Source organism: Candidatus Accumulibacter necessarius (assembly GCF_036625085.1).
The window spans coordinates 73472-94177 of sequence record NZ_JAZKUM010000013.1; the positions used below are offsets into that span (position 1 = coordinate 73472).

General features: G+C 59.4%; 14 protein-coding genes and 4 pseudogenes. 10 read left to right on the top strand and 8 right to left on the bottom strand.

Annotation, left to right across the window (positions count from 1 at the left end):
• Nucleotides 1-9 precede the first annotated feature (9 nt).
• The 4 genes and pseudogenes from V5B44_RS24460 to V5B44_RS24470 all read left to right on the top strand — a co-directional run bounded on the left by V5B44_RS24460 (nucleotide 10) and on the right by V5B44_RS24470 (nucleotide 2183).
• A complete protein-coding gene (locus V5B44_RS24460) occupies nucleotides 10-279 on the top strand; it encodes an LptA/OstA family protein (RefSeq protein WP_332361739.1) in 270 nt (89 codons plus the stop codon).
• Nucleotides 280-847: 568 nt separating this feature from the next.
• Nucleotides 848-1398, top strand: a pseudogene (locus V5B44_RS24465) (phasin family protein).
• Nucleotides 1399-1681: 283 nt separating this feature from the next.
• On the top strand, nucleotides 1682-2008 hold the full coding sequence (locus V5B44_RS26925) for a phasin family protein (RefSeq protein ID WP_434735527.1): 327 nt from the start codon (nucleotides 1682-1684) through the stop codon (nucleotides 2006-2008).
• Entirely contained in the window at nucleotides 1902-2183 is a 282-nt protein-coding gene (locus V5B44_RS24470; RefSeq protein WP_332361741.1) for a hypothetical protein, read from the top strand. The genes V5B44_RS26925 and V5B44_RS24470 overlap by 107 nt, the downstream gene beginning before the upstream one ends.
• A 63-nt stretch (nucleotides 2184-2246) precedes the next feature.
• Here the strand turns inward: V5B44_RS24470 and V5B44_RS24475 are convergent.
• The 3 genes and pseudogenes from V5B44_RS24475 to V5B44_RS24485 form a co-directional block, all read right to left on the bottom strand.
• Nucleotides 2247-2973, bottom strand: a pseudogene (locus tag V5B44_RS24475) (competence/damage-inducible protein A).
• Complete coding sequence (locus V5B44_RS24480; RefSeq protein ID WP_332361743.1) at nucleotides 2970-3311, bottom strand: hypothetical protein; 342 nt, start codon at nucleotides 3309-3311, stop codon at nucleotides 2970-2972. Before V5B44_RS24480 ends, V5B44_RS24475 begins: the two are co-directional and overlap by 4 nt.
• A gap of 408 nt (nucleotides 3312-3719) precedes the next feature.
• The gene (locus V5B44_RS24485; protein ID WP_332360870.1) at nucleotides 3720-5045 is read right to left on the bottom strand and encodes an IS110 family transposase; all 1326 of its coding nucleotides are present in this window, start codon (nucleotides 5043-5045) and stop codon (nucleotides 3720-3722) included.
• 743 nt (nucleotides 5046-5788) lie between these two features.
• Here V5B44_RS24485 and V5B44_RS24490 point away from each other — a divergent pair.
• From V5B44_RS24490 to rpoD, 6 genes and pseudogenes are all read left to right on the top strand, one after another.
• Nucleotides 5789-6709, top strand: a pseudogene (locus V5B44_RS24490) (ISAs1 family transposase); the annotation flags it as partial.
• 556 nt (nucleotides 6710-7265) lie between these two features.
• Nucleotides 7266-8516: a group II intron reverse transcriptase/maturase gene (ltrA, locus tag V5B44_RS24495; RefSeq protein WP_332358461.1), complete on the top strand. Its 1251-nt coding sequence runs from the start codon at nucleotides 7266-7268 to the stop codon at nucleotides 8514-8516.
• An 82-nt stretch (nucleotides 8517-8598) separates the two neighbouring features.
• Nucleotides 8599-8805, top strand: a pseudogene (locus V5B44_RS24500) (ISAs1 family transposase); the annotation flags it as partial.
• Between the two features lie 113 nt (nucleotides 8806-8918).
• Nucleotides 8919-9131 carry a 30S ribosomal protein S21 gene (gene rpsU, locus V5B44_RS24505; protein ID WP_012807257.1) on the top strand — a complete coding sequence of 71 codons (213 nt, stop codon included), beginning with the start codon at nucleotides 8919-8921 and terminating at the stop codon, nucleotides 9129-9131.
• 267 nt (nucleotides 9132-9398) lie between these two features.
• Nucleotides 9399-11150, top strand: coding sequence for a DNA primase (gene dnaG / locus V5B44_RS24510; protein WP_332361745.1), 1752 nt, complete (start codon nucleotides 9399-9401; stop codon nucleotides 11148-11150).
• A 45-nt stretch (nucleotides 11151-11195) separates the two neighbouring features.
• Complete coding sequence (rpoD, locus tag V5B44_RS24515; RefSeq protein WP_332361747.1) at nucleotides 11196-13148, top strand: RNA polymerase sigma factor RpoD; 1953 nt, start codon at nucleotides 11196-11198, stop codon at nucleotides 13146-13148.
• 162 nt (nucleotides 13149-13310) lie between these two features.
• On the opposite strand, the gene tpiA is transcribed toward rpoD, so the two are convergent.
• From tpiA to V5B44_RS24540, 5 genes are all read right to left on the bottom strand, one after another.
• Nucleotides 13311-14078 carry a triose-phosphate isomerase gene (gene tpiA, locus V5B44_RS24520; protein ID WP_332361751.1) on the bottom strand — a complete coding sequence of 256 codons (768 nt, stop codon included), beginning with the start codon at nucleotides 14076-14078 and terminating at the stop codon, nucleotides 13311-13313.
• A 75-nt stretch (nucleotides 14079-14153) separates the two neighbouring features.
• On the bottom strand, nucleotides 14154-15410 hold the full coding sequence (pgk, locus tag V5B44_RS24525) for a phosphoglycerate kinase (RefSeq protein WP_332361753.1): 1257 nt from the start codon (nucleotides 15408-15410) through the stop codon (nucleotides 14154-14156).
• 222 nt (nucleotides 15411-15632) lie between these two features.
• Entirely contained in the window at nucleotides 15633-17228 is a 1596-nt protein-coding gene (locus V5B44_RS24530; protein WP_332361755.1) for a phospholipase D-like domain-containing protein, read from the bottom strand.
• 80 nt (nucleotides 17229-17308) lie between these two features.
• Entirely contained in the window at nucleotides 17309-18814 is a 1506-nt protein-coding gene (locus tag V5B44_RS24535; protein WP_332361757.1) for an endonuclease/exonuclease/phosphatase family protein, read from the bottom strand.
• Between the two features lie 11 nt (nucleotides 18815-18825).
• Complete coding sequence (locus V5B44_RS24540) at nucleotides 18826-20610, bottom strand: carbamoyltransferase family protein (protein ID WP_332361759.1); 1785 nt, start codon at nucleotides 20608-20610, stop codon at nucleotides 18826-18828.
• Between the last annotated feature and the right edge of the window lie 96 nt (nucleotides 20611-20706).

The following is a 20706-nucleotide window of genomic DNA, read 5'->3' on the forward strand; positions in this document are numbered from 1 at the left end:
GGTAACGCAGTGCTGATCCAGGGCACGATGGAACTTCGCACCAGTCGCCTGGTGGTTACGCAGGATGCCGATGGCTTCCAGACGGCGGTCGCCACTGGCGGTGCGAACGGCCTGGCACGTTTCAGGCAGAAGCGGGAAGGCGTCGACGAATACATGGAAGGCGAGGCCGAGCGCATCGAGCACGATGCGCGCAGCGAAACACCCAGTTCTTCAATCGCGCCTGGGTCCGCAACGGCCTTGACGAGGTCAAGGGACAGTACATTTCCTATGATGCATTGAACGAGAAGTTCCTGGTCACCACGGGGACTGGGAACGAGCAAGAGCGCCACGGGCGCAACCCAGGCGCGCGTGCGCGCGATCATCCAGCCAAAGTCCAGGAACGACGATACCGCTGACAAGAACGGGGAGCTCCTGACCCTCAAGCCGGCGGCGAAGATCACGCCCGCGAGTCGACTGAAACCGACCTTACTGGCGCGCGCCATGCGCGCTGCTGTCGCGGTGGCTTCACCGGCAGACGCCCTTGAGCCTGCGCCGAATTGATTGGCACTATCCTCGGCTACCCACTCCCCGGTGGCAGCAGCCTCGTTCGGCTTGCTGGACGATGCCGCAGGGCAGCAACCGCTCCCCCCGTTGGCAGCCAGAACAAGGGACAAATCGTCGTAAAACCATAGCGTTAGTTACTTTGGTGCGATGCAGCAAAAAACGCTTGACAAGACCTGCCGTAAGGCTTATAATGCAGCCATGGTGCAGTGCAACAAAAGATCTGGCCGCCGAAAGGTGCGCCGGTCGGTGAGTTAAACATTGCACATGTTGTGTTGTGCCCATATTTTTCTTGAGGAGATTGACCATGTTCAATACCCCCGAACAATTCGCCGCCGCCAACAAGGCTTCCGTTGATGCGATGCTGACCCTCGCCAACACCGCTCTGGCCAGCGCCGAGCGCATCGCTGCGCTCAACCTGAATACTGCCCGCTCGATGCTGGAAGACGGTGTTGCCAACGCCAAGGCGATGCTCGGTGCCAAGGACCCGCAAGAGTTCTTCGCCGTACAGGCTTCCCTTGCCCAGCCTGGCTCGAAAAGGCCGTGGCCTACACCCGCAGCGTCTATGAAATCTCGGCCCAGTCGAAGGAAGAGATCTCCAAGCTGCTCGAAGCACAGTTCAACGACTTCCAGAAGCAGGTTCTCTCCCTGCTCGAAAAGGCCACCAAGAACGCGCCAGCCGGTTCCGACGTGGCGGTTTCCGCCGTCAAGTCGGCAATCGCCGCCGCCACCTCCGCCTTCGACAGCATGAACAAGGCTGCCAAGCAGGTTGCCGACATCGCCGAAGCCAACGTGGCAGCCGCCACCAACGCCACCGTCAAGGCCGTTGGTGCGACGGCGGCAACAGCCAAGAAGTAGGCTTGCTTCAAGCGACGGGGCGCGCTTCAACGGACTGAAACAGACGCGGCTGAAGAGCCCCCGAGACGGTTCGGGGGCCTCTTTGTTCCCTGCTCTGTAGCCCGCGTCAAGTACAACCTGAAGTCTGTACGCCCCACCAGAGCCGCACGAGCGTCTGCCCCAATAGCACTTACGGTTCTTCACGCATTCGAGAACGTCTTGCCACTGCCATTCACGGAGGTACCATGAACACCATCGATCTCGAACAACTCGCCCAGAGCCAGAAGCCAACGCTCAAGTCATGATGACCCTGGTCCGCACCGCTTTCCACGGTCTCGAACAGTTATCCGCCCTCAACCTCGCCGCCAGCCGCGAATTGTTCAACACCAGTGCCAACGGCGCGCAACAACTGCTGGGCGTCAAGGATCCGAAAGAGCTGGGAAGCGTTGCCGGGGCGATGGCCCGACCCAACGTCGACAAAGCTTATGGAATATTCCCGCAGCCTCTACGATCTGTCAGCCAACATGCAGCGCGAAATTACCTCGGTGATGGAAGAGCAGTACAGCAACATGCGGCACAACGCTGCTGGCCTGATCGACAAAACGGGCATTGCTTCCCCGATCGCCGGTGATGTGTTCGGCTCGGCAATGAAGCAGATGATGAACGCTTCGACCACGGCCTTCGAGAACATTTCGCAGATGGCCAAGCAGATGACGGACATCGTCGACACCAATGTCAAGGCTGCTTCCAACGCCACCGCGCAGGCTGCTGCCGCGCTGACCCGAAGAAGTGATCCGCGCGACTGACGCCTGATCTGCCCTCCAGGAAACCCCGGCCACAGCCGGGGTTTGCGCGTCTACTCAGGCGGTTCACGGCCGCCATTGCCAGTCGATTGCGCGCCGCTCGACCTCCTCGCGTATCGCCGCCATCGCCTGATCGACAAGTGCCGGCTCACCTTCGACCCCGAGTTCAAGGTGGCGCCGCTGTCCTTCGTCGGACATCGACGGCAGGCTGAACAGCCGCAGACTCGGAAAATCGGCGACGATTCGTTCCATCAGATCAAGCAGCGCACTCTCGTAGCAATTCGCGCCGGTCAGCAGGAAGGCCTTTTCCACCATGGCCCGCGGTGGAACAGGTGGGCGTAGAAGGTGTCGAGTGCCCATTCGGCCATCGGGTGCGCCATTTGCGGAAAGCCCGGCAGGAAGTGATGATCGCCACGCGAAAACCGGGAATGCGGTTGAAGGGATTGGGGATGATGTCCACGCCACGCGGAAAGGTGCCGAGCAGCAGGCGAACATCGGTGATCTCGGCACCAAAGCGGGCGCGGATCTCACGTTCGGCATCCGGATGCAGGACCAGGTCGACGCCAAGAGCTACCGCCGCCGCCTGTCGCGTGTGGTCGTCGGGTGTGTTGCCGATGCCACCGAAGCTGAAAACGATGTCCCCGGCAGCCAGACTTCGGCGCAGCGTTGCCGCAATACGCGACCGTTCGTCGCCGAGGTACTCGACCCACGCCAAGCGCACTGGACCAGCGGCTACTTTCGCAAAATGCCGGTCGAGCAGATCTCGGCCGATGATGATCGCTCCGAAACTCATATGGCTTCCTTTACTGTTGGCAGCTCGCCAATCACCGTCACCACCGCCCCCTGCCGCAAGCCACGCAGCGCTTCCAGGCAATAATGGACATAGGCCAGTGCGGCCAGGCTCGGCGTTAGCAGCCCAAGAACCGGAACATGTGTCAGCAGCGCCAGGGTGACGCCGAGCAGCAGCAAAGACTGTGCCGGTCGACGCGTCAGAGCGTTTCCCGACAGGATCTCGTCACCGATGATGATCGCCCCGAAACCGCCCCGCTCATGCTCGACACCTGCATCGGCGTCCGCAGCTCCTGTGCGAACCAGTGGACTCGCGACAGTTCTTCGAGCAATCAGCGACACTCTGCTTGGCCAGCATACTGGCGCGTCGGTCGCAGCTTGTCCATCATAGTGTTCTGGACAGCTTCCGCAAGGCTCAACGCGCCGCGCTGAACAGCTGCCAGATTGGCGAAGCGCTGGGGCGCGAAAGGGCGTGGAGCGTTCCACCGTCATGAGCGAGCGCACGCGAAAGAACGCCATTGAGGTTCGGCATCGCCTGGCGCGAACCGGGACCGTGATCCCTGCCGGCCGTGATGGGCACGGCGCCGCTTGCGCGTTCGCGTGACACCTTCACACCGCCAGGTTGTCCTCTGGCCGGTGGTTGCCGTGCCCGTACCAGTCCCGACTCACCAGGGCACGTGCGCACGTGCCGGCGATGTCCTGGAAGATGTCTCCATGGCTCCTAAGAAACAGAACGAGTTCAGATTGTTTTCATGCTGGCGCGGGCGTCGGATTGATGTCGAAGCCCAGGGCGGCGGCGCGACGCTTGAGGGTGGCGATGCTCCGCTGGCGCTGCTGTTCTTCGTAGCGCTGCTGTCCCCGGTCGACGAAGTCTTCACCGCGGGTCAGCATGAAATACACCATGCGTGCGAGCTTGTGCGCCGCGGCGGTGTTGGCGCGGGGCTTGTCCATGCGGCTGCACAGGCGGCGATAGAATGCGCCGAGCGCGGAGTCGCTGTGTGACAGGCTCATCGCCGCCATTTTCAGCGCCTGGCGTACCCGGTTGGCCGAGTGCTTGGTTTTGGCGCAGAGGACCTTGCCACCGCTGATCTTGGTACCAGGGCACAGTCCAAGCCACGAGCAGAAGTGCTTGACGGTGGCGAAGCGACTGAGGTCGGGACCTAGCTCAGAGAGGATCTTCATGACCGCAGTCAAGCCCAGCCCATTGATGCGCGTGAGATCCACGCCAGCCCAGTTGGCGAGTATCTGGCGGGCGTCGAATTGCTCGCGCAGCTTGCTGCCCGTGCGAGGGGCCTTCCCAAGATCGACGTTGCACTGACCGAGAGCGCGCAGCAGTGCCTGCAGCTTCGAGTCACACTCGGTCAGGTGCCGGGCGATGTCGTCGTACATGGCCAGCGCCTGGCAGAGCACGAACAGGTGCTCGTCACGCCAGTTGCCGGTCAGCGCCTTGGCAATCTCCTCAGCGCTGGCCTTGACGCGGCGGTTGCGGTGCTTGGCCAGCGCCTTGGGATCGCGTTCGCCAGCCACGATGGCGCGGATGATCGCCTGGCCGGTCGTACCCATGACGTCGGTGAGCACCTCGGTGAGTTGGATGTTCATCTGCACGAGCGACTTCTGCATACGCTGAACCCAACTGGCCTGCTCGGCGAGTAGGATTTCGCGCTGGCGGGCCACCGCGCGCACGACGCACACATCGCCTTCAGGGCGCCAGGCCGCGCGCAGGAACCCCAGGCTCATCAGCTTTTGCAGCCACTGGCAATCCTGTATGTCGCTTTTACGCCCAGGAACGTACTTCATCTGCCGAGCGTCCACCAGCCAGACCTTCAGACCGCGCTGTTCGAGCACCTCAAACACCGGGATCCAGTACACGCCGGTGGACTCAAGTGCCACCGTGTCTACACCACTCGCGACCAACCAGTCGGCCATGGCGTTCAGGTCGTCGGTCATTGGGCCAAACTCGCGTACCGGGTCTTCCGTCGCGTCTCGGGGTACGGCCACCCAGTGGCTTGAAGCCCCGACGTCAATCCCCGCCGCGTGGGGAAACACTACCTCTTCATCTCGCCTGCGCATGGCCATGATGTGCTCCACGATGGTTAATGAATGGCAGCACCAGGGGAAACGTCGAAATTCGACTCGATCTCCTAAACGGGATGCCCATCGCTGCGCTCGCCACTGTCGCCGACGATTCCCAGACCATGCTCACAAACGGGCTCGCTTGAGCTCACACCAATGGTAGGTCGGTCATATCGCTGCTGCCGCTAACCATGTGGGGCAACTACCATGGAGCGCAAGTGGGCAACACAAACCCTGTTTCTTCGCGAACGCCTGGCCCGCGGGCGGGGTTGGGAGGCTCACAAGGCGGACGTCGTGCCCGTGCGCCATGCGGCACAGTGCGGGCAGACAACTTCCTTCCCTTCGCCCCAGCGCATATGGCGGGACAGGGCAAAAACGTCATCGTCACCCATGGCCAGGAGCCGAAGCGCGGACAGGGTGCGGGTTTCGGCTTTCAGCCAGAAATGCAACCATCGCACTGGCTCATGAGGGTGAATCATGAGGATCAGTGCAGGGCACTGTACGCTCGCAGAGTGAGCCTGTCAGAAGACCCGCGATCTGACTGCCGCAGCGGCGAAAGCGCGGGCTTCTGGCAAGCGGGTCCGATTCCGCACGGTCATGCGTCAGGGCTGGGAAAATCTCCAGGGCAATCGCATGAATGCCATCGTCGTGAACCCTCCGAAATAATCTTTTACGCTCAACGAGTTACAAAGGGGCTGTTCACAGCCCCTTGATTTGTGTAGTTTTCTGTCTTTTTGGGGTTTTCCATGAGGGCAGAAAGCAAGTTCCGGTTGGTCGACGTCTGGGTGGGCGTGCGCGATCCGAGGCAGAGTACGAAGGTCGAGCACGACCTGATCGAGTTGCTGGTGGTTGCAGTCAGTGCGGTCCTGTCAGGGGCCGACACCTTTGTCGAAATCGAGGCTTGGGCGAAAGAGAAGCTGGAGTGGTTGCGGGAGTATCTGAAACTCGAACAGGGCATCCCCTCGCACGACACCTTTGGCCGGGTCTTTGCGGCGATTGATCCCGACGAATTCGGGGCGGCCTTCGTGCGCTGGGTGGGCCAGGTGTTGCCCGTGCTGGCAAACGGCGACGTGGTGGCCATCGACGGCAAGACCAGTCGTCGGTCGGGAAAGGTGGGCGCCACACCCCTTCACCTGGTCAGCGCCTTTGCGGCCCAAGCGGGTGTGGTGCTGGGGCAGCGCGCGACCGCCGAGAAGTCGAACGAGAAGACCGCCATCCCTGAACTGCTGGCGACCTTGGCACTGCAAGGCAGCATCGTCACCATCGATGCGATGGGCACCCAGCCCAACATTGCGCAGGCCATTCGGGACCGCGGCGCGGACTACCTCCTGGCCGTCAAGGACAATCAGCCCAAGCTGGCCGAATCGATCGACGACTTCTTCATCGCCTTCGAGGCGGCACCAGCCAAGACGCCCCACCAGTTTCACGAAGTCATCGAGAAGGATCATGGCCGGATCGAAGTGCGTCGCTGCTACGTCTTCAACCAGCTGGACTGTCCGCACGCCCCCGAGCGCTGGCCAGACCTGAAATCGTTTGTGGTGATCACCACCGAACGGACGATCAGAGGAAAAGCGACTTCGACTGAACGGCGCGTGTATCTCAGTAGCTTGCCACCTGACGCTCAGCGCATGAATCAGAGCGTCCGCCAGCACTGGCGTGTCGAGAGTGTGCCGCAGGCACACAGAAAGGAAGTTCGTAATGGACTGACGAACTGTGTAGAAGCTACACGGAAGATGAGGGTAGGTCCCTCGGGGTCGGCTTTCAGGAGCGGGCCTCAAACCACCCCAAGCTGCTGCGGTCAAGAGCCGTGGTGGTGAGCGTTGGGGTCAAAGCGTCGAGGACGTACCTCGAGCAGGTAAGGATCAGAGAGACGAACGAAAGTGAACCTTCGCTGACGCGTCGTAATCCAGAGACTTGTCGTCAAAACCAGGGGCGTTTCTATCTTCTGGGACAAGCTTGCCGGGCACCTGACTACTGGGCAAGCGGCGGCCGGCGTATAGGAGGCGTGAAGCTGATCCAGGCTTTTGTGTGGAACTGCGGGAACCAGTCGTTCCGATGTCAAGGGAGAAGCACAAGTGGCAGAAACCACGAGGCGAGAGTACCGATGCGGAGCACTGGGACGGACCGACCCGTACGAGCGATGAAGGCTGGTAATGCGGCTGGAGCAAAGGGGTCGGATCAAGCGGTTGCACTTGGCGTTCAACTGGCAACAGGAGGAAACGGATGAGTGCAACAAAACCATTTGCCATTGACAAATGGCTGGTGTACGAAGCGTATCAAGCGGTCAAAGCCAATGCGGGATCGGCAGGGGTGGATAAGGAATCGATCGGCGACTTCGAGAAGGATCTGAAGGGTAACCTGTACAAGATCTGGAACCGGATGTCGTCGGGAAGCTACTTTCCGCCGCCGGTCAAAGCGGTTGCCATTCCCAAGAAGAATGGCGGGGAGCGCATATTGGGTGTTCCAACGGTGGCAGATCGTGTGGCGCAGACGGTTGTCAAGCGGGTGATAGAGCCCGGGATTGAAGCCAAGTTTCTACCGGATTCCTACGGTTATCGGCCCGGAAGGTCGGCGCTGGATGCCGTGGGGGTAACGCGGGAACGATGCTGGAAGTATTCTTGGGTTCTAGAGTTTGATATCAAAGGCCTGTTTGACAACATCGACCATGCATTGCTGGAGAAGGCGCTCGAGAAGCACGTGGAGTGTGAATGGGCCATGCTGTATATCAGGCGCTGGCTAACTGCGCCGCTGCAACAGGCGGACGGAACCCGGGTAGAACGTACCCGGGGGACACCGCAAGGCGGCGTCGTCAGTCCGGTGTTGGCCAACCTGTTCCTTCACTACACGTTTGACGTCTGGATGACGAAACACTATCCGGACAACCCCTGGTGCCGGTATGCGGATGATGGGTTGGTCCATTGTCGGACCGAGCAGGAGGCGCAGGCCCTGATGGCGGCGCTCGATGCAAGGTTTGCGCAATGCGCCCTGCAGATGCATCCGGACAAGACCAAGATCGTGTACTGCAAAGACGGTAGTCGCAAGGGGAGGTATCCGGTCACGCAGTTTGATTTCCTCGGATATACCTTCCGGCCAAGGGTGGTGAAGAACAGCAAGCGCAACAGCCTGTTTGTGAGCTTCACCCCGGCGGTCAGCAACAAAGCGATTACGGCGATGCGGGCAACGACACGCAAACTGAGCTACCGAAATCGGACGGAGCTGAGCCTAGCCGACATTTCCCGACTGCACAATCCAGTCCTGAGGGGCTGGCTCGCGTATTACGGAAGATTCTATCGGTCGGCAATGTACCCCGTCTTCAGGCACTTCAACAAGACGTTGGTGGCTTGGGCGATGAGGAAGTACAGACGGCTGAAGGGCCACAAGATACGGGCGAGCAGGTTTCTCGAACAGCTTTCCGAGACGCAGCCGTATCTCTTCGTGCATTGGCAGAAAGGAATGGTCGGTGCGTTTGCTTGATGGGAGCGGTGTGAATCGAGAGGTTCACGCACCGTTCTGTGAGAGGCCGGGGGTGCAACTCCTCCGGCCGACTTGCCACAGTCTGCATTGGTGCATGGACGTGGTCTTTGGCGACGACCAGATGCGGGCCCGTACCGATCATGCCGCTCACAACCTCGCCGTCGTGCGCCAATTCGTCTTGAACCTCATCCGCCTCTCCCCGGTCAAGCGCAAGGGCGGTCTCAAGGTTCAGCGCCTCATCGCCGCTACCTCCGATACCTTCCGCGCGGAACTGCTCGGTCTTGTATAAGATTCATGCAATTGCCCTGGGAAAATCTCGTCCCCCCTTGGAAATCGATCGAGACTATGGTTATAATGCGCGGCTAAACTGTATCTCGATATTTTTGAACCTGGGAAGAGTCAATGCCTGCTATTCGCGTGAAGGAAAATGAGCCGTTCGAAGTTGCGATTCGCCGTTTCAAACGCACCGTTGAGAAGACCGGTCTGCTGACCGAGCTGAGAGCTCGCGAGTTCTATGAAAAGCCCACCGCCGAGCGCAAGCGCAAGTTGGCAGCTGCGGTCAAGCGTCATCACAAGCGGATGCGCAGTCAGACCTTGCCACCAAAGCTTTACTAGAACGGGATTCCCTTTGTGTCTGCAGCCGCCCGTCTCCAGACAGGCGGCTTTTTCTGTTTGCGGAAACTGAACCTCGCGGTACCGTGTAGAGCAGCCTGACGCAGGAGGTGCGTGAATGGGGAAGGAGCCTCGCGATGACCCTCAAGCTCCCGTGAGGACCAGTGGACCGCTCCGGGATGCGCCGGGCTTTGCACAGGGGATGGAGGTACCTGCCGGGCACCTAAGCGCCTGCGAACGGAAGCCGGCCGAAAGTCCGAGGGACTCGAGTTGATTCCGGAGGCTTTCATCCAGGAGCTGCTGTACCGCATCGACCTGGTGGCACTGATTGACAGCCATGTGCCACTGAAGAAGACGGGTGCCAACTTTGCCGCCTGCTGCCCATTCCACAGCGAGAAGTCGCCGTCCTTCACGGTAAGCCCGAGCAAGCAGTTCTATCACTGCTTCGGCTGCGGTGTTCATGGGAACGCCATCGGTTTTCTCATGGAGTACTCTGGCATCGGCTTCGTTGACGCGATCAAGGAACTGGCGGGCAGGGTTGGAATGAAGGTGCCTGACGATCAAGAGCATGCGCCGCAGCAAGGCCCAAAATTGCAGGCACTATCCGAAATAATGGCGCAGGCAGCAAAGTTCTACTACGACCAACTCAAGTGCTCGCCAAAGGCAGTCACCTACCTCAAGGAGCGGGGCGTCAGCGGTGAGATCGCCCGCAGGTTTGGCCTCGGTTATGCGCCCGATGGTGGCCACGCACTCGGTGCGGCCTTCGACGATTATGGCAGTCCCGAACTGCAAGTCGCGGGCCTGGTCATCAAGCACGAGCAAGGACGTCTCTATGACCGCTTTCGTGATCGGGTGATGTTCCCCATTGTCAATCACAAGGGTGAAGTGATTGCCTTTGGCGGCCGCGTGCTTGGGCAGGGCGAGCCAAAGTATCTGAACTCACCCGAAACGCCGCTCTTCGAAAAAGGGCGCGAGGTCTTCGGTTTGCCGCAGGCGCGCGCGGCCATCCGCCAGAGCAATGCTGTGATCGTCGTCGAGGGTTATCTCGATGTCGTGGCTCTGTCGCAGCACGGTCTCGGCAATGTCGTCGCCACCCTAGGCACGGCTACGACGGTCATGCACGTACAGAAGCTCTTGCGTCAGGCCGAGCGCATCGTCTTCTGCTTTGACGGTGACTCCGCCGGACGCAAGGCGGCGTGGCGGGCTCTGGAGAACAGCCTCGATGCACTCACTGAACAGAAGAGCATTGCCTTTGCTTTTCTCCCAGATGGCGATGACCCTGACAGCTTCGTGCGCAAACATGGTGGCGAGGCGTTTCAGCGCATGATCATCGAGGCGACACCGCTCTCCGATTTCCTGCTGAGGGAACTGTCGGCGCGCTGTGATCTGGCCAGCGCCGAAGGAAGGGCCAGGTTGGTCGCCGATGCCAAGCCGCTGCTTGGGCGTCTGCAATCGCCACTGCTGCGACTGCAACTTGTCAAGCGACTGGCCCAGATCAGCGGCTTTTCGCAAGCGGAGGTTGAACGTCTGTGCGATTTGAAAGCAACTGTCCGGCCCGCCCCGGCGCTGGTACCGCGACAGGCGCCTTCCCTTTTACGGCCCCTGTTGCGCCTGTTGCTACAGAAGCCGCAGTTGGCGCCACGCCTCCCGCTCGACTTGCTCCCTGACAGTTCGACAGAAGCCCGGGCGGTCCGGCTGTTATGCGAAACCATAGCCGCTGGTGGACAACAGGAGCTGGCCTATCCCGCTCTCATCGAACGGTTGAGGGGCAACGAATGCGAGCACATCCTGCGTACAGCAGCGGCTGAACTAATGCACCAGCCTTTTGCCGAAGAAGGCATCGACGCAGAGTTCGAGGGCGCCGTCAGACAGTTGCTTGAGGTCGACCACAAACGGGCTTTTGCCGTACTGCAGGAGAAAGTCCAGAAACTCGGGGTCAGTGGATTATCAGCTGACGAAAAACGGCAATACCTGGCGGCGCTTGGCACCCGCGGTCTGCCGTCGGCAGCTCGCGAGGCGTGATACAATCAAGAGTTTTTCCAGTCTAACGCTATTCGGGAAATGGTCATGGTAAGGGAAAAGGCGGTAACTACGAAGGCGGCAAAAGCCAAGGCAGCGGCAGACCTACTGGCACAGGCTGGAAGCCAACCGGCACCGGTAGATGACGAGACGCGCAAGATGCGTCTGAAGACGCTGATTAAGCTTGGCAAGGAACGGGGCTTTCTGACCTACGCCGAAATCAACGATCACCTGCCTGACGATGTGGTTGATGCCGAGCAGATAGAAAGCATCATCAGCACCTTCAACGACATGGGGATCCAGGTTTACGACGAAGCTCCCGATGCGGAAACGTTGTTGATGTCGGATGCAACGCCCGCTGCTGGCGCAGACGATGCTGACGTTGAAGAACAGGCTGAACAGGCACTGTCGACCGTGGACTCCGAGTTTGGCCGCACCACTGACCCGGTGCGGATGTATATGCGCGAAATGGGTTCAGTTGAGTTGCTGACGCGCGAGGGCGAGATCGAGATTGCCAAGCGTATCGAAGACGGTCTCAAGCACATGATCCAGGCGATTTCTGCCTGTCCGACAACGATCGCCGAGATACTCGGTTGCGCAGACAAGATCGCACGCGATGAGATGCGTATCGATGAGTTGATCGACGGGTTGATCGACCCCGAGATCGACGGCTCACTCGAGCAGTTGGCAGCCGAGGTGAGCGTAGACGAAGAGGACGAGGAGGACGAGGAGGAGAGCGCGGAAGCGGTAGAGGGCGCGGCCGCTGCTGCTTCGCTGCTAAAGCTCAAGACGGACGGACTCGATCGTCTCGAGTTGATCAGGTCTCACTACAGCAAGGCGCATGCGCTATTGCCGAGGAGAGGCTCCCAGGACAAGGCTTACCTCAAGCTGCAGCAGCAGATCTCGGAAGAGATGATGGGCATTCGTTTTACGTCCAAGACCATTGAGCGTCTGTGCGACTCGGTGCGCGCGATGGTCGAGGAAGCTCGCGCCTGCGAGCGGAAAATCCAGAGAATCTGTGTAGACACCGTACGCATGCCGCGCGTGCACTTCATCAAGGTGTTCCCGGGCAACGAGCTCAACATCGACTGGGTTGACGCCGAGATCGCATCTGCCGGCAAGACCTATGCCGCGATCCTGTCGCGCAACGCTCCGAACATCAAGGAGGAGCAGAGGAAACTGCTCGCCCTGCAGGACCGTATTGGTATTCCGCTGCGCGAATTGAAGGACATCAACAAGCAGATGTCTACCGGTGAGGCCAAGGCCCGTCGAGCCAAGCGGGAGATGACCGAAGCCAACCTGCGACTGGTGATTTCGATTGCCAAGAAGTACACCAATCGGGGACTGCAATTCCTGGATTTGATCCAGGAGGGCAACATCGGCCTGATGAAAGCTGTGGACAAATTCGAGTATCGGCGCGGCTACAAGTTCTCAACTTACGCTACGTGGTGGATCCGCCAGGCGATCACCCGTTCGATCGCCGACCAGGCCCGTACCATCCGCATTCCGGTGCACATGATCGAGACGATCAACAAGATGAACCGCATTTCCCGGCAGATCCTGCAGGAAACCGGCCTCGAGGCAGATCCAGCAACACTGGCGAAGAAGATGGAGATGCCGGAGGAGAAGATCCGGAAAATCCTGAAGATCAGCAAGGAGCCCATCTCGATGGAGACGCCGATTGGTGATGACGACGACTCCCATCTCGGTGACTTCATTGAGGATCAGGCGACTCTCGCACCGACCGAAGCCGCCCTTTACTCCAGCCTGCGCTTCATCACCAAGGATGTTCTGGACACGCTGACCCCGCGCGAAGCCAAGGTGCTGCGGATGCGTTTCGGCATAGAAATGAACACCGACCATACCCTGGAAGAAGTCGGCAAACAGTTTGATGTAACCCGTGAGCGTATTCGTCAAATCGAGGCCAAGGCTCTTCGCAAACTACGGCACCCTTCGCGCTCCGACAAGCTGCGCAGCTTCCTGGACAATGGCAACAGCTGACCCACGCCGACACTGAGGTATCGCCCCCTCGCCCGGTATCTACACTCGGTCGGGCAGCGGAAGTCGGCTTTTTTGGCACGTGAGGCCGTTTTCTTGGGGCGCCTTCCCCGCCAAAAAAAGCGGCGCCGGTTTTAGCTGGCGCCGCACCTGAAAACGCGGGTTCTACTTGCTGATCGACTCGCCCGGCGTCACTATACCCAAGAAGCTGTCGGCCTTAAGTGCCGCGCCGCCGATCAGGCCGCCGTCGATATCCTTCTGAGCCAGAAGGCCAGCAGCGTTCTCCGGTTTCATCGAGCCGCCGTACTGGATGCTGATCGACTGCGCGACGTTGTCACCATAAAGCTTGGTCAGCAGGCTACGCACGAAAGCATGCGCCTGTTGAGCTTCGTCGTCGCTGGCGGTAACGCCGGTGCCGATGGCCCAGACCGGTTCGTAGGCGATGACAGTGCGTAGGGCCTCATCGGCGGACAGCCCGGCATAGGCGCCGTCGACCTGGGTCGTCAGCACCGCTTCCAGTCGGCCACCCTTGCGTTCAGCCAGGGTCTCGCCGATGCAGATGATCGGTGTCATGTCGAGCGACTGGACCTTCTTGACCTTCTTGTTGACCGTTTCGTCGGTTTCGCCAAAGTACGTCCGTTGCTCGGAGTGGCCGATGATGACGAAATCAACGCCGATCTCCTTCAACATATCGGCGCTGACCTTGCCGGTGAATGCGCCCTGGTTTTCCCAGTGCACGTCCTGCGCTGCCAGCTTGACGTTGCTGCCCTTGAGCACTTCGGCAACCTTGGCGAGAGCGAGGTAGGTCGGTGCGATGGCAACGACCACTTGCTTGATGTCCTTCGCGGCCGCGACCACGTCGGCTGCTAGCTTCACTGACTCGGCAACCGTCTTGTTCATTTTCCAGTTGCCGGCGATAACGATTTTGCGCATGGTATTCCTCGAGGTTGTATTGCGGGGATGACTTGGCAAGCGGGTTGGCCCCGGCATCGCCGGGGCCGCGGGAGTTTACTTCTCGGAAAGAGCGGCGACGCCGGGCAGGATCTTCCCTTCGAGGTACTCGAGGGACGCGCCTCCGCCGGTCGAACTATGCGTGACCTTCTTGTCGGCGCCGTATTTCTTCGCGGCGGTGGCTGTGTCACCGCCGCCGATGACGGTGATGGCACCCGCAGCGGTGGCCTGGACAACCGCATCGGCCATCGCCCTGGTGCCGGCTTCGAATTTTTCGAACTCGAAGACGCCGGCCGGGCCGTTCCAGATAATGGTCCTGGCCTTCAGAATCGCTTCGGTGAATATCCTGGTCGATTCGGGACCGCAGTCGAGCCCCAGCCAGCCATCGGGAACGCCATCGATATCGTTGGCGCTGCCGGTGCTGGCGTTGGCGTCGAACTTGTCGGCGATGATGAAGTCGACGGGAAGCAGGATCTGCTTGCCTTTTTCCTTGGCCTTCTTCATCAGGTCCGGTACGAGCTTGGCGCCTTCTTCGTCGAACAGGGAGTTGCCGATCGGCATGTCAGAGAGCACTTTCTTGAAAGTGAAGGCCATGCCGCCACCAATGATGATCTGGTCGGCCTTGTCGAGCAGATTGTTGATCAACTGGATCTTGTCAGCCACCTTGGCGCCACCGAGGATCGCCAGCAGCGGCCGTTGCGGCGATTCGAGCACGGCCGAGAAGGCGTCCAGCTCCTTGTTCATCAGGTAACCGGCAGCACGCTGGGGTAACTGGACGCCGGTCATCGACGAATGGTCGCGGTGGGCAGTACCGAAGGCATCGTTGATGTAGACGTCGGCAAGCCTGGTCAGCGAGGCGCGGAAGGCCTTCACGTCATCGGGGTTGGCCTTGAGCTTGGTGACCGTACCGTCGGCATTGGTTACGCTGGCTTTGCCTTCTTCCTCGATATGGAAGCGGAGATTTTCGAGCAGGATGACCTCGCCTGGCTTGATCTGGGCGCAGGCGGATTCGACTTCCGGGCCGACACAATCGCCAACAAACTTCACTGGTTGCCCGAGAAGCCCGGCGAGGGCGGTGGCAACCGGCGCAAGACTGTATTGCGGCATGGTCTTGCCGTCGGGACGGCCAAGATGAGACATGAGAATGACTGCGGCACCCTTTTCCAGAGCATACTTGATCGTCGGCAGCGCGGCCTCGATACGCTTGGTGTTGGTGATGGCGCCGGTCACCTTGTCCTGGGGGACGTTGAAGTCAACGCGAATCAGGGCGCGCTTGCCTTCGAGGGCGAGATCTTCGATGAACAGTTTGGACATGATTTCCTCGAGAGTGAGTTGGTGTTGAAAAAGGCTGGAATCAGGATCGAAAATGGCATGGTGTCTCCGTATTGGCTGCAAAACGACTCCTCAACAGAGCACTTTTCAGCCACTGCGTTGAGAAAATGAAACATGAGGGAAGGCGTTTCAACCACGCAGACGAAGTATCGTTGGCGCCGCTTCCCGAGTCAATTGTCTCTTGTCAAGTGGCAGGTTCAGACTTCAGTAATAGATTCTGAAAGCACGCTGTATCTGCTCAAACTCGTGCAGATACGCTTTCGCTACCTCGCGATTGGTGGCCAGCACCGTCAGGTCATGGGAAAAAACCGATGTGTTGTACCAGTTGAAACTGCCTTCGATGACTGTCGCGTCGTCGATGATGCAGTACTTGGAATGGATCGGCGAATAGGGTACCAGGTGATCCGTCTGCCCGTAAACTAGTCCGACCGGAATCCCGGCTGTTCTCAATCCCTGCACCGCCGGAAGCAATGGGCGGTTGAGTTCATCGGCCATCGATCGTTCTATGCCAACCCTACCTTGCCTGGCCAGATGACCGTTGAGCAGGATGTGGACATGGACCCCGCGGTGCTTGGCGTGTATCAAGGCGTCGATCACGCTGTCGCCGTGCTCGCCGAGGAGGTTGCCAATCAGGAACAGCGTCAGCTTGATTGAATGCCTTGCGCGGTGAATCTCGGCCAGGATGGCGTGGTGCGGAAGGTAGTGCCGGCCGTCGAGCAGCGAATGTCGGCCGTAGGTATAGAGCAGGTTGAAGGGACTGAGCGGGTCGATGCCATACTTCTGATTCACCCCGCCGCGCTCGCTCTGGAATACGTTGTCCAGCAGACGGCAAACGCCCTTCGAATGAAAGGTCATGCCCGATTCCCAATTCGCCCACCAGCGGTCGAAGGTGATGTTGAACGAGCCGAGTATGCAGTCCTCATCGTTGAAGATGATGAACTTGGTGTGCATGTCCGGATCGACCTCGATGAGGTGATGATGTGGCGTACAGAAAACGCCCACCAGTTCGATGCCGGCGCGCTTCAGTCGCGCATAGTTTTCACTGTTGGTGAGGGTCATCTTACGCCAGTCGACAATGCACTGCACCCAGACCCCGTGATGACTGGCATGGACCAGATGGCGCGTAAAGTCATGGTCATCAATGCAGTCCACGCTCACCTTGATCGTGCAAAAGCGCGCGGGATGCTCGTGCTTGGAGCGAATGACCTTGTCGATGTGGTCGTGAATGAAACGCTTGGGATGATACGGATGATACTGCTGCCCCTTGGTAAACTTGGGAATCAGATGCAGGGAATCGAAATGATGGTTGTACCAGTCGACGTCGCTTTGCAATTGCCAGGCGTTGCACTCATGTGTGTGATAACCGTTGTGCGTGGCCCACTCCGAGGCGATTCTTCGGTATTGCGGGTGCTCGTCGCGCAACTGCGACCAATCCATGAAGATGTACTCGAGCTGCGAGGACACGGAGTGCTCGTCGCGGTGCACGACGAAAGCGAACTTGACACAATTGATGGGCCCGAAACTGCGTGACGAGGGATGGATGTAGAAATCCCGCGTGCGCCGCTTGTGATGGTTCCACTGAATATCGTAGGGGTCGGTGTCAACAATGTAGGTTTCGCAAATATTGTTGTCCCGATAGACCCGGAGGACAACCTTTACGTTCACCTGTACGCCGAACGATACATCGAAGATGATCTTGCCCCAGCGCAGATAGAATTTCTCGTTGAACTCGTTGGTCCGCACGAAAGAACCGCCAAGGTTTCCGTGCACCGGGACCGCGTATTTTTCTGCTGTATCCATGTAAAAGAAAGAACACCTATGTTATTTGGCGCGGACGCGGCACCGCGGGGGCCGCGTCCGCGATGAAACTCGCCCGCCACTCATGTTGGCTCGAAGGTCATCAGATAGCCGAAATGGTCGGACACTCTTCCATAATCCTGCTCAGTAAACACCGCTCGGCCGGCGGTGGCCGCCAGTCCACTTCCCTTGCGGAGGAAAACATAATCAATACGATGATCCTCGTCGAGGTAGCGCTCCCAATGCGCGTCCTTTGCCGTGAAGATCCGGCGAAAAACCTGCGGCGAGTTTGCCGAAAGATACTGATCATCATATTCGCTGGAATCAACCACGAACTGGTAACCCCTTGAACCCGCCTTGATGTTGAAGTCGCCACACAGCATGGTCGTGGTGACCTGAGGGGTATGCTCATCAGCCGCCCATTGACGCAGATTCTCGAATTGCTCGGCGAACCCATCCTCCCACCAGCTCAAGTGTGAAGAGAAGACATTGATCAGGCCGATATAAGGAACCCTCACCTGAGCCATCACCACCTTGCGCGAGTGGATGCTGTAGGGGTCGCGGCTGCTTGAGACATATCTTCCCTGATGCCTCTCTATCGGGTATCTGCTCAGCACCGCGACCCCCTCGCGATAGCGGTCAAAACCCAGATGCGACCAATCAGTCACCAGATGATAGGGGGATTTAAGCCTTTCATTGATGATCCGCGCTGTATTGGTCTGCCAGTCGCCCTTGCCATTGTTCCATAGCTCGGCCACTTCCTGCAGGCAGACGATATCGACATCCTGCGCGTCAATTGCCCTCGCGATCCGCGATAGCTTGTCATCTTGGTTCTCTTCCTGACAGCAGTGCAGATTCAGGATCATCACCGTCAACGGCCGACGCTGAACCGAGTAGTTCTGGCCGAAGTTGTCATCCCATAGGACTTCCCGCCGGGTTTCACAAGAGATCCTGTATTGAACCCGACAGGCCGCGTCCACCTTCAGCACGGTATTCCAGATCTGACAACCGTAGTGATTGGGGTTTCTCGCGTTGCTGAGAAACTCGCTGTCCCAGTAGTTGCGCCCGTAGTGGCAGGCCGACTTGCGCGAGCTCCTCCAGTCGTCTCGCGTCCAGTGAATCGTGACTCTGCGCGCCTGCAAGGCAGTATCTACTGCCACCACAACCGGCAGAAGGGTTTGGCCATCCGCCAGACGGCGCCCGAACTCGACGTTCAGAAGCGGACGCTTGTCAGCCAGAATGATCCCCGAATCTGCCTGCAACGAATGATTCTCACCCTGCTGGTTATCCCAGTACTCCGCCCCGGATACCCGGTAGCGCAAGGCGAACTGGACGCTGCCAGGAAGTGATTGATCCGTCGCGGCAGCAAAGGCGATCCGGGCGAACCAGTATTCCTGGTTCCGGCCGGCCTTGCCATGATAGGCAGCGGCCAGGGTATGCCACACGCCATCTTCGCCGGCCCACGCGACATCAACGCTCTTGTCGAAGGCAAGATCGTCCACCAGAACAAGAAACGACAGGTCCTGCTCGGGCACCGTTGCTTTTCGGGTGATTACATTCTTTGCGTAGAGTAGATTGATCTTGTTCATTGTTCCCCACGTCAAGGGGCAAATGCAGAGGTTGGAGATTGGTCTGAATCGGTCTTCGTCGCTGCTGGCGCTTTCACCACCAGTACATCTTCCATGACCAGATACTGCAGGTCGGACCCGAAGAACATGTTCAGGGCATCGGTCGGTGAGCAGATCATCGGCTCGCCGCGGCGGTTGAGCGAAGTGTTGAGAACGACACCATTACCGGTCAGCTTCTCGAGTTCTACCATCAGATCATAATAGCGTGGGTTGAACTCGCGCTGCAGCACCTGCGCGCGCGATGTCCCGTCCTCGTGCACCACTTCGGGAACGCGTTCCTTCCAGCCTTTGGCTACCTTGAAGGTGAAGGTCATGAAGGGCGCCGGATGTTCGCTGCCCAGCATCTGTGGTCCGACAGTGTCGAGCATGCTGGGGCAGAAGGGGCGCCAGCGTTCGCGGAACTTGATCTGGGCATTGATTCGGTCGGCGACGCCGGGGGCACTCGGGCAACCGAGGATCGAACGTCCGCCAAGGGCCCGCGGGCCAAACTCCATTCGCCCCTGAAACCAGGCCACCGGCTGCCCGTCGGCGAGCAGTCGGGCAATGTGCTGCGGCACGTCGCTCAACCGTTGCCATGCAGGCCGCGCCGGATGGCGAGCACAGGCGGCGACGACGTCTTCGTTGCTGTACGCGGGGCCCAGGTAGACATGCTCCATCTTCTCAACTGCAACGCCCCGCTGTACGGACACATAGGCCGCGGCACCGACAGCGGTGCCGGCGTCGCCCGAGGCAGGCTGAACGAAGAGTTCGCGGACGTCCGAACGGGCAATGATCTTCTGGTTGAGCTTGACGTTCAATGCGCCGCCACCCGAAAAGGCAAGTCGGCCGGTCTCCCGCAGAATCTCTCCCAGGTAATGCTCGATCATCCGAAGGGAGAGGTCCTCGAAGAGCTTCTGCATGCTTGCTGCGTAGTGGATGTAGGGGTCGTCGGCGATGTCTCCCGAACGTTTGGGACCCAGCCATTCGACCAGCTTGGGCGAAAAGTAGTAGCCCTTGCCGTTCTCCTTGTAACGACGGAAGCCGATCACGTTGGCATAGGCGGTGTTGACCGTCAGCTCGCCATCCTCGAACTTCGCCAGGCGCGAGAAATCGTATCGGTCAGGATCGCCGTAAGGCGCCATGCCCATTACCTTGTACTCGCCGTCGAGCATCTCGAAACCGAGATACTCGGTCAGAGCGCCATACAGGCCGCCCAACGAATCGGGATCGTAGAATTCCTTGAGCTTGTGGATCCTGCCGTTCTCGCCGTAGCCGAAGAAGGTGGTCGCGTATTCGCCCTTGCCGTCGATGCCGAGAATCGCCGTCTTTTCCTTGAAACCGGCGCAATGGTAAGCACTGGCGGCATGTGCGAGGTGATGCTCGACCGGCACGATGTCCGTCTTCTTCAGGTCGAAGCCAAGTTGCAGGAGGCACCACTCGATACGCTTACGGTAGCGATGGAAGCGCCGGTTGCCGGTCAGGATCGCGTCCAGTCCGCGGTCGGGAGCATACCAGTAGCGTTTCGCATAGTGCCAGCGCGCCGGTTCCGAAAGGCTGATCGGGGCAAAGGGGATAGCCACCGCGTCTACGTCCTGCGGCCTGAGGCCGGCAAACTCCAGGCAGAACTTCGCGGCCTCGTAGGGCATACGGTTCTTGGCGTGCTTGTCGCGAACGAAACGCTCCTCCTCTGCCGCTGCGACGAGCTTGCCGTCGATATAGAGCGCTGCCGAAGGATCGTGGGTCAATGCGCCGGACAGGCCGAGTAGGGTCAGTGCCAAAGTGTCGAGGTCTCAGAGGATCACATTTTCGGCCCACGGCGCGTGAAAGCGGCCGCTGACCGACGAATTCGCCAAGTATACCCGTGGCGGACCCTC